Genomic DNA, 15,231 nt, shown 5'->3' with positions numbered 1-15,231 from the left:
AATGATATTCTACTCGTTCACCTGCAATGTCGTTTCAAAGTCGAGTCGATCGTTTTTCGTGGAGACCTTTACCAAGAGTTTGTAGTTTCCTGGTTGGGTGATGGCAGGCACACTGTAAGGATAGAATCTGAAGATCTCGTACTTCGAATAGGGAGTCAGCCACATGCGCACGGGCCCTTTCTTGAAATTCAAAGAAGTGGGAAGCAGCGATACGATAATTTCTTCTATCTCAAGGAAGACATCGTCTCTCGATTCGTTCAAAAGATACACCGAGAACTGCAGAGGAGTCCTCAAGTTGTATATTTTTGGCGCATCCGTGTAGATCTTTACCTTTTTCAAGTTCTTTTCGGCATTACTGATACACGCGACCGGTAGGAGCAACGAATTCGTCGAACCGTTCACCACGCATTCGAGCTGTATCGAGTACACGCCTTCTCTGTCGAAGGGCACGACCAGGGCTTCCACCAATTCGACGATCTCACCGACCTTCACATCCTGCCAAAAGGGTTTGACCTGGACCGTGGTCTGCCAAACGATTTTCCCGTCTTGTTTCAGAGTGACGCTGAGAGAATCTATCCTCAGGTCTTGAGAACGCGAGGTTTGGTTGAGCAGGCTCACTTTCAACTGGGCCTTTTCACCAACGTAATAGAAGTCGTTGAAGTTTTCCACGATCAGCTCGTAACGTTCCACACTCGTGAACCTCTTCTCTGCGGAAACTTTTTTGCCATCCACAGTAGCTTCCACGTGTATGGTGTATTCCCCAGAAGGAAGATTGGTTATCTCTTTTTCCCTCTTGAGGTCGAAGAGCAACCGGCTCGTGAATGGTTCAAAAACGCTTCTCACAGGCTGAGTTTGTTTGAAACTGTAGACTTGCTGCTTCTCAGCGTTGAATATCTGAAAGGCGAAGTCCGATATGACGATCTCGCGCTTCTTTTCTGAATTGTTGTAGAGTCTGATTTGCACATCGAGTGGAGCACCAGCGCTATGGGTGTCCTCACACTGTATCAAAAGCTGATTCAGTGGGGACTTCTCTATGGAAAGCTGAGCATAGTAACTCCTGATGCCGAAAAAGAAGACGAACACAGCAACGAGGTTCAGCAATAAAAAATAAAACCCACGTCTGCGATACTTCTGGGTTTTCTCTTGCTCTCTCCTGGCGATCTCCTGTTCTTTTTTCCTCCAACTTTCAGGATCCCTTGAGTGATATTTCATATCGACGTCGTCACCCTTAGCACTTCCTCGAAGGATGTGATCCCCCTCAGGACCTTTTCAAAGCCGTCTATGAACATGGGGCGCATACCCTTTCGCAATGCGAGATCGTATATCTCCCTCTCGCTTCCACCAGCCACTATCACATCCTTGATCTCTCTGTCAAGAACCAAGACCTCACCGACTGCAACCCTTCCTTTGTAACCCATACCGTTACATTCTGCACACCCTGGACCAACTGTATATTCTACCGGATCCAGTTCCGGGAAGACTTCTTTCCACATCTGCAAGTATTCCGGCCTGAGCTGCGCTTTAACTCGACAGTTTTCACAGAGTTTCCGCACCAGTCTCTGGCTCACAACACCGACCAACGCTGTGGACAAAAGGTGCCTGTCGACACCGAGGTTGACCAGTCTGTCTACAGCGGCGGCAGCACTGTTCGTGTGAAGCGTGCTGAGCACAAGATGTCCAGTGAGTGCAGCTTCGACCGCCAGATTTGCTGTCTCTTTGTCCCTCATCTCACCGATCATGATGATATCTGGATCTTGACGCAGAAAAGACCTCAGAAACCTCGCAAAAGTTAAACCGATTTCCGGGTTCACTTGACACTGAGTTACGCCATCTATGGTGTACTCCACCGGATCCTCGGCGGTCACTATGTTCACGGTGATATCCTTCAATTTGTTTATCATAGCAACGAGCGTGGTGGACTTGCCACTACCAGTGGGCCCTGTGACCAGGATGATACCGTTGGGCCTCATGAGGAGCTGAGAGATCAACTTGTAATTGTACTCACTGAAACCAAGTTCTTCAAGCTGCTTGTACGCCGCAGAGACTCTGAGTATCCTCATCACCACTTTTTCACCGTGGACCGACGGCATCGTCGAAACACGGAAGTCGTACTGTTCACCATGTATGCTCATGTAGAACTTTCCATCCTGGGGCAGGCGCTTTTCGGATATATCCAGTCCCGATAAGATTTTTATTCGTGTGACCACCGCTCCGTGTTGAGCCTTAGGATAATCTATTATCTTGCGGAGAAGGCCATCAATTCTGTACCTCACACGCACGTAGTTCCTGAAGGGTTCTATGTGAATATCACTCGCTTCCATCTGCACGGCCTTCTGGATGAGGGCGTTCACCATCTTGATGATCGGCGCTTCAGGTTCTGCTTCGAGCTCTTCAGTTTCCTCGATCGTTAAAACCTCGGGTTCAACCTCTTCCGCAACTGGTATCTGTTGTGCCAGCTCAGCGATACCACCCTGAACGTGTTGTTTGTACATGAGTGCGAACAAAGACGGTGTCACAAGATAGATCAGTGGTTCCTTTCCGGTGATGAACTTGACTTCCCCTCTGATTCTGCTCAGGTTGAAAACGCTGTCGGTAACAAGCACAAGTTGATCATCGCGCTTATCGATAGGAATGATACGCAACTCCTCAATCAAAGCTCTGGGCAAACTGTTCAAAACTTCCGCAGGAATGGACCTGGGAAAATCTTTGAGCATGGGCAGGTTGTACTGTTCTGCCAGCGCTTCTGTGAGTTCTTCCCACGTCACGAACCCCAACTCGACTAAGATCTCACCGAGGGGTTTTTTGGTATGTTTTTGATGCTCCAGAGCTCTGTTGAGTTGTTCCTTCGCGATGATACCCTTCTCGAGGAGAACCTCACCGATCCTTCTGTACCTAATCCTGTCAGGCATTCGTCATGTCCTCCAGGCCCAACCTGTAGATCGCCGGTATGTCCGTTTCCGGGAAGAGTATCCTCTCTTCCTGATCGAAACCGGTCGCTATGACTGTGACTTTCATTTCGTCTTCCTTAAGATCATCGTCGATGATCAAGCCGAACTTGACGTCCGCTTCTTCGCTGCAACTCTGCCTCACAATTGAAGCGGCCAGATGGAGTTCCCTGAGTTGCACAGTCTTCGGTGCGGAGACGTTCAGTATTATTGCCTTAGCGTTCTCCACAGGTTGCTCCATCAACCTGCTCGTCATGGCTTTTTTCGCAGCCTCTGCCGCTCTGTTTGCGCCTTTTCCTATGCCTATACCAAGCATCGCAACGCCTGCGTTGCGCATGACCGATTCTACGTCAGCGAAGTCAAGGTTTATGTAACCCCTCTTAGTTATGAGTTCTGAGATGCCCCTCACACCCTGATGGAGCGTCTCGTCGGCCGCCGCGAATGCTTCGACTGCCGTCACGTCTGCGGGCAGCTCTTCGAGCAACTTGTTGTTGGATACCTTGATGAGTGTGTCCACACTCGACTTGACTTTTCTCAATCCTTCCATTGCCCTCTGCCATCTTTCCTTGCCTTCGAAGTAGAAAGGAGTGGTGACAACGGCAACCGTCAGCACACCCAGCTTTTTTGCCGCCTCGGCTATTACCGGCGTGGCACCTGTTCCAGTCCCACCGCCAAACCCGGCGGTGATGAAGAGCATGTCAGTGTCTTTGAGGACTTGTTCTATCTTGTCCAAACTCTCCAGGGCGGCTTCCTCTCCAATCTTTGGATTTCCCCCCGCTCCAAGACCACGCGTCCTGCGTTCTCCTATTTGAATCTTCAGATCCGCTTCGGTTTCTTCAAGAACCTGCACATCAGTGTTCACCGCTATGAGCACAACATTTTTCAAACCCATCTTGGCCATGCGGTTCACCGCGTTGTTGCCCGCACCCCCCACCCCTATGACCTTTATGATGGGGATTCGCTTTCTTGTCAGCTTCTCAGCTTCTTTACCTTTCTCTTGCTTGCTCAGCTCGAAAGGCATAGGATCGCCTCCTCAAGTTCACCACAAACTCTTGAACATCTCAACGAGCTTCCTGAAGAAACTTTCTTTCGAACTCGATGTTTTTGCTGAAACGATGGGTTGACTCTGCCTCAAGAGTTGGACTATTCCACCCAGCACACCACACAGTGCGGGATCGTCCGCAGCCTCGTCATCGTTCAAAATGGGCACGTTCGTAACGTTGAACGTTCCAACGCGCGCCGGACCTTCGAACACGTCTAAGGCCAGGTCTATGAGACGGGGTATTTTGGCTCCACCACCCACGAACACGATCCCACCGGGTAACTTTCCTACCATGTTGATCGGGCTCTGCATCGTGAACTCTCTGATCGTTCTTCTGACCTTCGTGAGAATCTCCCTCAAACGGGCGTGTATTATCCGTGCGAGTTCCTCCTTCGTGGTGGTCTTCAGGGTTCTGCCATCCAGTCCCCTGTACTCGATCTTTTGTTGCGCATAAGACGATTCTCCGTAAACGGCGCTTCCTTCGGACCTGAGCAGTCGCTCTGCTTCTTCTATCGATGTTCCGAGCACGATCGATATATCGCGAAGAACGTTCTTAAGTCCGAGCGGTATCACATGCACCCTGGTGGGAACAGAATTAAGGTAGATCACCGTGAAAGTGTGGGAGTATCCGAGATCGACGAGGCAAACACCATTCTCCTTTTCCACATCGCTCAAAGCACAATCAGCCGCGAAAAGGCTCGAATGTCCAACAAAAAGAGGCTCTGGAAGTGTATCGGACAGAAAATCGAAAACCGAACTGGAATCCTTTTCCATCACGACGGCGGCCGCTTCGAAACGAACCTTGTTTGCGTTCATTCCCACCGGGTTCAGCACATACTTTGTCCCGTCTACGATGTACCTCTTTGGGTAGAAATGCAACAGCCTGTAGTTGCTCGAGAGTTCTTCTTCTGCAGTTGTACTGAGCGAATCAGCTGTTGCTTCGTCCACTGTCTTCTTATCGTTTTCGGACAGGATCAACTCTGTGCCGTGATCGATCAATCGAACGTTACTGTGGCTGCTCGAAACTATGAATTCTGCACGCTTGATCCTCGATTCCTGTTCAAGTTCGTTGACCAGTGACTCGATCACTTCGATGATGGCAGCCACATCCCTGACATCGCCACCCTCTATACCCCTGGACTTCACAAATCCTTTCGCCAGCACTTCCAAACCTTGCGGTGTATGTCTGAGGACCACACCTTTACACGTGTGACTCCCAATGTCAATCAAACAGTAGTTTTCACCTTTTCTCATCGTCCCCACCCCTTAGCTTGTAGAAGAGCCCCTGTGGGGACAAAAAATATTCCCCTCTGGGCTCCATCCTTTTGATCGCCTCGGGTAACGCTTGCAGGTTCCTGAGTAAATCTTCCCAATCGTTGAACCTCAGCGACACACCTTTTAATAACATAACCCTCTTCTCGTTCGGAATTACCTCGACAATGTACAAACTATCCAAAGCTGGTTTCAGCTTTTCGATCAGATGCAAACTGCTTTCGTCGAGACGCGCGTTCACTATCTCCAAACCACTCACGTACGCTTTTGACAGAACATCCTGCGTCCTGGCAACCTCCAGTAATTCCCCGCTTCGTCCCACCCACCACAATCTTCCTTTGTGAGCTACCAAGAAAACACGCTCTCCACTCGTCGGTTTGGCTGCAACGTTCACAAATTTCGCCGTAAAAAAGAAGATACATAGTGAACAAAAAATACCAACCAAGGTCACCGCTTTCTTAAAATTATACATCCAAATAAGTCACCTTCAAAGCGTGTCGCTCGATGAAGTTCTTTCTCTCGACCGTGTCTTGGCCCATGAGTATCCCAAACAAAGCGTCCGCTTCCTCCGCATTCTCTATCGTAACACGAATTAAACGTCTTGTGACAGGATTCATCGTTGTCTCCCAAAGTTGTTCGGGGTTCATCTCCCCCAGGCCTTTGTAACGCTGCACTTCAACTTTCTCTGAACCGTTGAGCTCTTTCATCAAAGCTTGGTATTCATCGTCGCTGTACAAATACAGGATTCTGTTTGAAAACTGAACCCTGTAGAGTGGTGCAACGGCTATATAGATCCTTCCTTCTTCTATCAGTGGTCTCATGTACCTGAAGAAAAAGGTTAGAAGGAGAACTCTTATGTGCGCACCGTCCACATCGGCATCCGTCATGATGATGATCTTGCCGTAGCGCAATCTGGTCCGATCGAACTTCTCTCCAATCCCGGTTCCCACTGCGACGATTATGTCCTTTATTTGCTCGTTGCTGAGCAACTTTTGTATCGAAGATTTTTCAACGTTAAGAATCTTACCCCTCAGGGGTAATATCGCCTGGAATTCCCTGTCTCTCGCCTGCTTCGCAGAACCGCCAGCGGAGTCACCTTCGACAATGAAGAGCTCGGATTTTTCCACATCGTTCGTTACACAGTCTGCGAGCTTTCCGGGCAACGCTGCTCCATCGAAGGCGCTCTTGCGTTTCACGAGTTCTCTCACTTTTTTGGCCGCTTCTCTTGCCCTCTTTGCCTGTTGCACTCTCTCGAGTATGATCTTCAACACAGGCTTGTTGATCTCAAAGAATTCCGTCAGGCGTTCCTTTGCGATCTTGCTCACGGCTGTTCCTGCACTCTCGCTTCCCAGACGGCCCTTCGTCTGACCTTCGAATTCCGGATTGGGCATGAGAACGCTCACAACGGCTACAAGACCCTCTCTGACGTCTTCACCCAAAAATGCTTCATCTTTGCGCAGATAGCCCAGGCTCTTTCCATAATCGTTCAGCAACCTCGTGAGAACGTTTCTGAACGCTGACACGTGTGTTCCGTGGTCTATCGTTCGAATGTTGTTCACAAAAGAATACAGCGTCTCCTCGTCCTGCGAGGCGATGTAGACTAAGGCTATATCTACCTTTATGTTCTCGTATGAATCCGAAATGTATACGATGTCGTGCAACGGCTTTGAGTTGGTATTCTTCACTATGTAACTCACGTATTCTTTTATGCCACCCGCGTAGCTCATCTTAGATTTGTAGTCGTTGATCTTATCTTCGAATTCTATGGTCAAGCCCGGGTTGAGAAAGGCGAGCTCTCTCAGCCTGTTTTCGATGATGTCCGGATCGAACTCCGTCGTTGAGAATATCTCTGGATCGGGTCTGAACCTCACGACGGTTCCGCGTTCGGTTGTTTCACCGAGCTCTTTCACCTCGCAAATCGGCTGGCCCCTCGAGTACTTCTGATAGTAAATTCGTCCGTTCCTACGCACCCACACTTCCATGACTTCGGACAGTGCGTTCACCACAGAGGCTCCCACTCCGTGGAGTCCCCCACTGACTTTGTAAGCGGAATTAGAGAACTTTCCACCGGCGTGGAGCACCGTCATAACCGTTTCCAGAGTGCTCTTTCCGGTCTCGGGATGGATTTCGACAGGGATACCCCTGCCGTTGTCTTCAACTTCGGCGGAGCCGTCCTCATGAAGCACAACTCTAATTCTGTCACACGCTCCAGCCATGACCTCATCCATGCTGTTGTCGATGATCTCGTACAGCAGATGATGGAGCCCGCTCTTTCCAGTTGAACCTATGTACATACCGGGTCTCAGGCGGACCGCTTCGAGACCTTTGAGTACCCTTATGTCTTCCGGTCTATAATCGATCGCCATTTCGATCCCTCCTGAAGACAACGTCGTTGACCATTTTTTCACCCAGCTTTTCGTTGATTTTCTCGGTGATCTTCTTCGACATGAAGCGAGCTTCGGTCAACCACACATCACTGTCGCACACGAAGAAAACAGTTCCGTTGGAGAACTCCACGAAACGACAATGCTTAGCCAGTGATTCGCCCAAAATACCCGCAAGATCTGAGACCACCAACCTGAGTTTCAGCTGCTTGAAAAGTGGGTCGTGTCTGGTGAGACCTTCCAAAACATCGCTCAACTTCTTCATTCCCAGTTCTCCTTGACAGTCTTTATGAATTCCTCGAACCTGCTCGCCAAAAACTGTCCGATCCTGGTTTCGTAGCGCTTCCATTCATCGATTTCGTTTACCGGGACTATGCCCCTGCTTGTGTGTGTCAAAAACACTTCGTCGGCACCGTAAAGCTCAGCCAGCTCAACCCAGCGTTCTTCGACCGTCATACCGAGAGTTCGACAAAGTCTCAACGTGTTCAGTCTTGTTATTCCAGGCAGAATACCACTCTCAACGCTTGGTGTGATCAGCCTGTCCTTTTTCACGAGAAAGACGTTCGTGAAGGTTCCTTCGCACACCTGTCCACGATTTCCAATCATTATGACGTCGTAAGCGTCGCCTTTGGAACGTTTGGCCAAGAGTATGTCCGTTCTGCCTGCGACCTTCAAATCGGCAGGTGTAGACAGCGGATCTATTTTCCTCACGTTGCTCACCTTTATCTTAACGTAACCCAGTGGTTCCACCTTCAGCTCGCGCATGTAAACGATCAGCTCGCCGTGTTCGGGTGAGTACTCGAAGGCACTGAACCTTCCCCTTGGAACAACAATGACCCTGATTGAAGCCTCTTTTCCAAGCTTTTGAACACCTTCTTCCAGTATCCTTCTGAAGGTTGGATAGTCCAAAGGCAGTTCAAGGCCCAGATATGAGAGAGTGTTCAGCAGCCTTTCATAATGATATTTGGGGGCGAAGAGTTTCATATCGTACGTTCGCAAAGTTTCGTAAGCCACTCCTCCGTACAAGAACCCTGGTTCGTCTATATCCAGCTTGGTTTCAGCTTCAGTCAACCACGCTTTTCTCCAAACTAACAACCTGCGACACCACCCCTGCTCCGTTTGGTTTCTTCACGACAACTTTCGCGAGAACGTTGGTACTGAGGGAGACAAACTCGTGACGAACGTAATATTGGTCGTATCCGTAACTCACACCGTCCTTGTTCATTTCCACGAGCACCGTTCTGATCTTTCCCACCGATGCCGCACGGTAATCCGCTGCGACTTTCTCTGCGATCTCTCTGAGCAGTTTCATTCGTCTGTCTTTTTCTTCTGGTGGAACCTTATGTCTCATGCGTGACGCAGGTGTGTTCGGCCTGTCGGAATACTTGAACGCATGTACTCTGGAGAACATGGCTCTTTTGACGAGTGCCAGAGTTTCTTCGAAGTCTCCGATGGTCTCTCCGGGGAAGCCCACTATTATGTCGGTAGTTATAGAGAAAAACGGATCCAAGCTGCGCAGGCGCTCAAAAAGTGCCAAAGCTTGTTCGACAGTATAGCTTCGGTTCATGGCTTTCAAGATCTTGTTCGAACCACTCTGGATCGGTATGTGCAGATGGGGACACAACTTTTCATTGTTCTTGAACAGTTCTATGAGCTCAGCAGATATGTCCTGAACGTTGATCGAACTGAGTCTGATTCGAAAATCTTCCACGACCTCGTTCAGCAATCGTCTCACAAGATGGGCCAAGCTGGTGTCGATGTCTCGACCGTACCTGCCCAGGTTCACGCCGGTGAGAACGATCTCCTTGTAACCTGAGTTGACGAGGTTTTTGACTTCTCGTATTACGACTTGTGTTGGTTTACTTCTGATTTTTCTGCCTCTTGCGAGTGGTACGATACAGTAGGTGCAGTATTCGTCGCATCCGTCCTGCACCTTCACATAAGCTCTGACTCGGTCTGCGAGGAAACTGCTCACTTGTTCGCTGATTTCATAATCTGGTTGTGAGATCAACACTTTCTGTTCCTTGTTCCGGAACCATTCGTTGATGTGCTTCACGAGCTCCTTCTTTTCTCTGTTTCCAAGGACCAGGTCAACTCCACAGTCTTTTATGGACAGCGCGTCCAAATGGGGATAACAGCCCGTGGCTATGACAAGGGCATCTGGGTTCATTCTCCTAAGTTTTCTCAAAAGTTGACGGGACTGTCTCGCAGCCTCATTGGTTACCATGCAGGTGTTCACAACACATATGTCGACATCGACTGGTTGTGACGAAACCACTATTCCAGCACGTTCAAGCTGCTCAATGATCAGCTCGGTCTCGTACTGGTTCACCTTGCAACCCAAAAAGGTTACGAAGGCCCTCATAGATATCCTTCCATGGCCGCTCTAACGATATTCGTCCTCGTGATCACACCCAACAGCCGGCCGTGCTCGTCCACGACCGGGAGAATCTTCACATTGTGCTTTATCATCAGATCGGCAACGTGAGCCAGAGAAGCGTTCTCGTTCACAACGAGTGGAGGATGCGTCATGATTTCTCGAACCGGTTTGTCCCTCAACTTGGCAGCCATTTTGAGAAACTGGCTCATGTCGGGGATGAAAGTCGTAGATTGCAAAAGCGAAAAGTATCCTGGTATCGCGGCCCGGATTATATCGCTTTCGCTCACAAAACCTATCACCCTCATGTCTTCGGTAACGACAGGAACCCCACTCAAAAACTGAGTGGCCATGATCCGTACGACGTTTTCGACACTGTCTTCCTGCGTGACGGCGGTCACATCCCTGACCATGACATCGTAGACCCTCACGGCATCACCTCTACCTCATCTGAGACGCTCCAACTTGCATGAATTGAGAGCTTCACCTATTTCATCGTACTCGGGCATTTCCTTCGTGAGTTTCTTGGTCTTTGCAAGTGCGGCAGCGTAACCGAACTTTGCAGTCTCCAGCATGCTCGTATTCCTGTCTGTCAGTCTCTTGTAAACCATCGCCGCAACGTAAGCATCACCAGCACCTAAGATGTTCTCAGGCTCGACCTTCTCTTTGGTGCTGATCAACCATACACCATCTTGAGTAGCAACCACGTCGTTCTTGATTTCGTAGGAGACAACCACCAACTTGCAGCCCCTCTTCACGAGGTTGGCTGCGGCCTCAACGTAATCCTCAAGGCTTTCCAAACGTTGTTGCAAGATTGTGTAACTCCCTCTCACGTCGGGCTTGACCACATCCGGAACGCAGATCTCCAGAGCTTCCGTCAGGTACTCGTCAATCATATCGAAGAACACCATTCTACCCTTTTCCCTGGCCATTTTCGCCATCTTTCCATAGATTTCGCCCGTCAGTCCCTGGGGCAAGCTTCCAGACAGCACAACCGCCTCAGCTCTGGAAAGGTATATCTCGTAGCGTTTCAGGAGCAATTCGACAGCTTTCTTGTCCACTCTCGGACCTGGAGAGTTTATAGATGTCATGGTATGGTTGACGGGATCGACGATCACGATGTTTTCTCTCGTCTCCTCTTCTATGTGCACGAAGCTGGTGCTGATGAGTGGGCTCGTCTTGTTCAATTCGGTTAGGAGCACACGACCCGTGTATCCCCCGATGATACCTATGGCGATCGAGGAAACTCCCAGCTTCGCCAAAGCCATAGAGACGTTGATACCCTTGCCGCCAGGATTCATCACCATGTGGTCCTGAGTCTTGATCCTGTGATAGGCGTTCACGGCAAACCCTTCGATTATGAATTCCCTGTCGAGGGCGGGATTCAGCGTGACAGTTATGACCTTCAACGTTTCACCTCTCCAACACGAACTCTCTCGCAGCCCCTCTGTACTCAATTCTACCACTCTTCATCATCACGAACTGGTCAGCGATCGGTAGGAATCTCAGTTTTTGTCTGGTGCTGAGAACAACGATTCTGTCTTGCTTTATGTTCAACAACTCCTTCAGCACGGGAACCAGTGTGTCGTCGTCCAGGTGGTCCAGTATGCAGTCGAGCACCACCACGCTGGATTTCCTAACGATCGCCGCGAAGAGCAACAGCATGATCTTTTCCATCGTGTAGAACTGCTTGATCGGTGTTTTTAGCTCACGCTTGAGAAATTTGAGTATCCCGAGTCTGTCGAGTTCCGAAGCGAAATCTTCCAAGGAGGCTTCGGAGTCCGACAGGGTTATCTTTATGAAATCGGCGAAGGTCAGCTCGTCCATGGCTTCCACGAAAGATGGTTCAACGTACGAGACCATCTGTCTGAGCAGTTTCTTGTCGTAAGCCTGTATGGGCTTCTCGTTTATGAGCAGTTCTCCTGACCAATCAACGTTTTCATAGATTTCCCTGTTGAGTCGCAACAACGACCTCAACAAGGCAGATTTGCCCGCACCCCTTGGACCGTAAATGACCGTGAGCTGCCCCGCTTCAAAGGACAGATCTACGTCTTTCAGCACTACCACGTTGTCTATGATAAGGGAAAATTTTCTGAGTTCTACGCAGCTACGGTTCCTTGTTTTCTTTTGATTTTCTTGCATTTGTCTCACCGTTTTCCAAAGACATTCTTCTGAACATCTCCTCTTTCGCTTCTTTTTGCCCATCTTTGAGGAGTTTTAACAACTCGTATTGGGACAAAGTCTTGAGGTTCTTTTTCGACCTCTGCACGGAATCACCTCTCATTACAAATACTACGACTCGTGAATTACCTTAGCTTTTAGCAAAGTTTAAGACTGACGTCTCTTGCTCATCGGCCTGACGATCTGCAACAGTTTCATCCTATGATACAGCGTTCTGACACTCATTCCGATCTCTCTCGCGGTGTTTTGCACGTCCCAATTGTTCCGTTCCAGTGCCTTCATTATTAACCCCTTTTCGTACTCTCTCAATGCGCGTCTGAGATCTTTCACGTCACCCGGCACTTCTTGGGCTTGATAGGAGAGTTTCAAAGGTGGTAAATGATGTGCTCTGATGAACCTCTCATCCGGTTCCATCGTTATCATGGCTCTGCCTATGATGTTTTCGAGTTCCCTCACGTTACCGGGCCAATCGTACGACATGAGTCTGTGCAGAGCCTCGGGTGATATACCCTCGACGATCCTTCCATACTCCTGGTTGAGTTTCTTTATGATGTGTTGCACGAGCATTGGTATGTCCTCTCTTCTCTCCCTCAGTGGGGGTATGTGTATGGGGAAGACGTTCAACCTGAAGTAAAGGTCTGGCAGGAAGGAACCTTCCTGCACCATCTTCTCCAAGTCCATGTTCGTCGCTGCGATGATCCGAACATCGATCTTTATGGGTTTTGTGCCACCGACAGGTGTTATTTCCTTCGTTTCTAAAAACCTCAGTAATTTCGGCTGCACAGATAAGGGCATCTTCCCTATTTCGTCCAGAAAGATCGTGCCTTTGTGTGCTTCTTCGAACAGACCCTTTTTCCCCTCTCTCTTGGCACCAGTGAAGGCACCTGGGGCGTATCCAAAGAGTTCCGACTCCAGGACCGATTCCGGTATCGCCGCACAGTTCACACTCACAAAAGGTTGATCCTTTCTTTCACTGGCGTTGTGTATCGCATGCGCAAGCAGTTCTTTACCTGTACCGCTCTCACCCCTCAACAGGACCGTCGCGGGGGTCTGCGCGACTTTCATGGCCTGTTCTATGATGATCTTCATCTTGGTGCTCTCCGCAACTATGTCGTCGAAGGTGTATTTCGCACTCATGCGTCTCATGATCCGACGCATCTCTTCGAGTTCTTTGCTTAAACGGACGATCTCCGAAACGTCGTGTATCACACCCACACTCCCTCTGAACTCGCCTTTGACAAACAGAGGCGTGACATCCACCACGACCTCTTTTCGGGTCGGTCCCACGAGGAGTCTCGCTCCATAGATCGGCTGTTTGGTTTGTGCGACCCTGATGTGCATGCTTTCGCCCTCGGCGATGTCTATTGTGGCGGGCTTACCTATGACCTCCTGTGCCGAATAACCTGTTATCTTCGTGTAAGCCTTGTTCACCATGACGATCTTACCGTCAGCGTCTGCAACGGATATCGCATCGTTCGTGGACTCTATGATCGCCTTGAGCAGTGCTTCCATCTCTCTGAGGTTTGTGACCTCATCGAGCATCCTCTGCACACTCGTGATGTCCCTGAAGATTGCGACGGCACCTATGATTTCTCCGTTCTTGTCCTTGATGGGTATCCTCGAAGTTATGATCTTCACGTCTCCTATGTCCTGAACGTTGTCTATCTCAGCCTTGCCCGTCTGAACGACTATGTGCAACCTGGTGTTCGGTATGGCGTCGACCACATGTTTGCCAATCACACTCGAGGCTGGTATACCGAGTATGATGGAAGCTTGCTTGTTCATGTAGAGGACTCTTGCGTTTCTATCCACGATTATGATGCCCTCAACGATCGAATTCAGAACGGTTTCGAAGAGTTCTTCTCTCGTCATCCGACCACCTCATATAAATACTGAGCGCCTGTTCGACATTCAAATCCCAGATTCTCGCATCTTCGAAAGCCTCACACTGGTCCACACCCATCTCTTTGAGAACTGCCTTCGCGCTCCTGTTCGGCCTCAAGAAAAGCCTTTTTAGGAAATCTTCGTAGCTGTCCAGATCCACTTCTACATCTTTTCTAACGAGCTCGATCATGACTGAATCAACTTTTGGAGGAGGTTCGAAGCATCGTTTTGGCACTCGCCGAAGGATTGAGACATTGAAGTACGTCTGGCTCAGCAGAGTGATCAGAGTATGCTTTCTTCTTTCTCGACCCAGGACAAGCTTCTCTGCAAATTCTTTTTGAACTATGAAAAGACATCTCTCGAAACCAAGCTCGATCATTTTGCGAACGATTTTTGAAGATATTTGGTATGGGATGCTACCATAGCACAGTCGTGCACTCTCGATTTCTTTGGTTCCTACCTCGAGGAAATCTTTCAATCTGAGCTCGACGTTTTCGAAAGGTACGTTCCTCTTGAACTCTTCGCTCAGAGATTCGTCGATTTCGTAACAGACGAGCCGACAACCCCTCTGGGCAACAAACCTTGTAAGGAAGCCTTTCCCGCAACCTATCTCGACAACAACGTCATCGGTGCGGGGGTTCAACCTGTCCACGAGTTCGAGCGCCACATCTTCACACTTGAGAAAATGTTGACCGTAAGGTCTCACCGTTCGATCAGAACTTCCGCTTGTCCCTCGATCGCAAGTGTTCCATCGCTTTTGAACACGTTTGTTTGAAGGATGAGTCGTTGTTTTTCTTCTTTCTTGTCCATAACACTCACGCGAACTTCAACCGTTTCTCCAACAAAGACCGGAGCCCTGTAAGACAGTTGCTGCCTGACCAAGATCGTTCCAGGGCCGGGGAAATCCATACCCAGCACCTTTGAAATCATCGATGCCACCAGCATACCGTGACATATTCTCTTTTTGAACCGCGTCTTTTTCGCGTACTCTTCATCCAGATGGACGGGGTTCTTATCGCCCGTGATCTCTGCGAACGTTTTCACCATCTCATCAGTTATGGTGAAGCTCGCCGCGTGCTCTTGACCAATTTGCACTTCAGACAACTTCATCGTTTCACCCCACGACACATATTATCACGTCTCAGA

At 49.4% G+C, this 15,231-nt stretch carries 16 protein-coding genes; all 16 read right to left on the bottom strand.

Features of this window, described 5'->3' with window-relative positions; translation table 11 throughout:
• Nucleotides 1–9 precede the first annotated feature (9 nt).
• Complete coding sequence (locus AJ81_RS01825) at nt 10–1,101, bottom strand: hypothetical protein (RefSeq protein ID WP_144316874.1); 1,092 nt, start codon at nt 1,099–1,101, stop codon at nt 10–12.
• Nucleotides 1,102–1,208: 107 nt separating this feature from the next.
• Entirely contained in the window at nt 1,209–2,909 is a 1,701-nt protein-coding gene (locus AJ81_RS01820; RefSeq protein ID WP_031503545.1) for a GspE/PulE family protein, read from the bottom strand.
• Nucleotides 2,902–3,966, bottom strand: a complete 1,065-nt coding sequence (ftsZ, locus tag AJ81_RS01815; protein WP_031503543.1) for a cell division protein FtsZ — start codon at nt 3,964–3,966, stop codon at nt 2,902–2,904. Before ftsZ ends, AJ81_RS01820 begins: the two co-directional genes overlap by 8 nt.
• Before the next feature lie 18 nt (nt 3,967–3,984).
• Nucleotides 3,985–5,241: a cell division protein FtsA gene (ftsA, locus tag AJ81_RS01810; protein WP_031503542.1), complete on the bottom strand. Its 1,257-nt coding sequence runs from the start codon at nt 5,239–5,241 to the stop codon at nt 3,985–3,987.
• On the bottom strand, nt 5,228–5,731 hold the full coding sequence (locus AJ81_RS01805) for a DUF4894 domain-containing protein (protein WP_031503541.1): 504 nt from the start codon (nt 5,729–5,731) through the stop codon (nt 5,228–5,230). Before AJ81_RS01805 ends, ftsA begins: the two co-directional genes overlap by 14 nt.
• A complete protein-coding gene (gyrB, locus tag AJ81_RS01800; protein WP_031503539.1) occupies nt 5,724–7,625 on the bottom strand; it encodes a DNA topoisomerase (ATP-hydrolyzing) subunit B in 1,902 nt (633 codons plus the stop codon). The genes AJ81_RS01805 and gyrB overlap by 8 nt, the downstream gene beginning before the upstream one ends.
• On the bottom strand, nt 7,609–7,908 hold the full coding sequence (locus AJ81_RS01795; RefSeq protein WP_031503537.1) for a DUF721 domain-containing protein: 300 nt from the start codon (nt 7,906–7,908) through the stop codon (nt 7,609–7,611). Before AJ81_RS01795 ends, gyrB begins: the two co-directional genes overlap by 17 nt.
• Nucleotides 7,905–8,714, bottom strand: a complete 810-nt coding sequence (locus AJ81_RS01790) for an aminotransferase class IV (protein ID WP_081708946.1) — start codon at nt 8,712–8,714, stop codon at nt 7,905–7,907. The genes AJ81_RS01795 and AJ81_RS01790 overlap by 4 nt, the downstream gene beginning before the upstream one ends.
• Entirely contained in the window at nt 8,707–10,008 is a 1,302-nt protein-coding gene (mtaB, locus tag AJ81_RS01785) for a tRNA (N(6)-L-threonylcarbamoyladenosine(37)-C(2))-methylthiotransferase MtaB (protein WP_031503533.1), read from the bottom strand. The genes AJ81_RS01790 and mtaB overlap by 8 nt, the downstream gene beginning before the upstream one ends.
• Nucleotides 10,005–10,451, bottom strand: a complete 447-nt coding sequence (locus AJ81_RS01780; protein WP_031503532.1) for a CBS domain-containing protein — start codon at nt 10,449–10,451, stop codon at nt 10,005–10,007. Before AJ81_RS01780 ends, mtaB begins: the two co-directional genes overlap by 4 nt.
• 15 nt (nt 10,452–10,466) lie before the next feature.
• On the bottom strand, nt 10,467–11,429 hold the full coding sequence (locus AJ81_RS01775; RefSeq protein WP_031503529.1) for a 1-phosphofructokinase family hexose kinase: 963 nt from the start codon (nt 11,427–11,429) through the stop codon (nt 10,467–10,469).
• 4 nt (nt 11,430–11,433) lie between these two features.
• Nucleotides 11,434–12,081 (bottom strand): ATP-binding cassette domain-containing protein, encoded by a 648-nt coding sequence (locus tag AJ81_RS01770; RefSeq protein WP_231845407.1) that lies wholly within the window; start codon nt 12,079–12,081, stop codon nt 11,434–11,436.
• Nucleotides 12,082–12,127: 46 nt separating this feature from the next.
• Entirely contained in the window at nt 12,128–12,289 is a 162-nt protein-coding gene (locus AJ81_RS10780; RefSeq protein WP_154655775.1) for a hypothetical protein, read from the bottom strand.
• Between the two features lie 59 nt (nt 12,290–12,348).
• A complete protein-coding gene (locus AJ81_RS01765; RefSeq protein WP_051368821.1) occupies nt 12,349–14,073 on the bottom strand; it encodes a sigma-54 interaction domain-containing protein in 1,725 nt (574 codons plus the stop codon).
• Entirely contained in the window at nt 14,027–14,791 is a 765-nt protein-coding gene (rsmA, locus tag AJ81_RS01760; RefSeq protein ID WP_031503523.1) for a 16S rRNA (adenine(1518)-N(6)/adenine(1519)-N(6))-dimethyltransferase RsmA, read from the bottom strand. The genes AJ81_RS01765 and rsmA overlap by 47 nt, the downstream gene beginning before the upstream one ends.
• Complete coding sequence (locus tag AJ81_RS01755) at nt 14,788–15,195, bottom strand: MaoC family dehydratase (protein WP_031503518.1); 408 nt, start codon at nt 15,193–15,195, stop codon at nt 14,788–14,790. The genes rsmA and AJ81_RS01755 overlap by 4 nt, the downstream gene beginning before the upstream one ends.
• Nucleotides 15,196–15,231: the final 36 nt, after the last annotated feature.

Source organism: Pseudothermotoga hypogea DSM 11164 = NBRC 106472 (genome assembly GCF_000816145.1).
Lineage (GTDB): Bacteria > Thermotogota > Thermotogae > Thermotogales > DSM-5069 > Pseudothermotoga_A > Pseudothermotoga_A hypogea.
The sequence above is the reverse complement of the archived record's forward strand: the minus strand, read 5'-3'. Positions and strand labels throughout refer to the sequence as shown.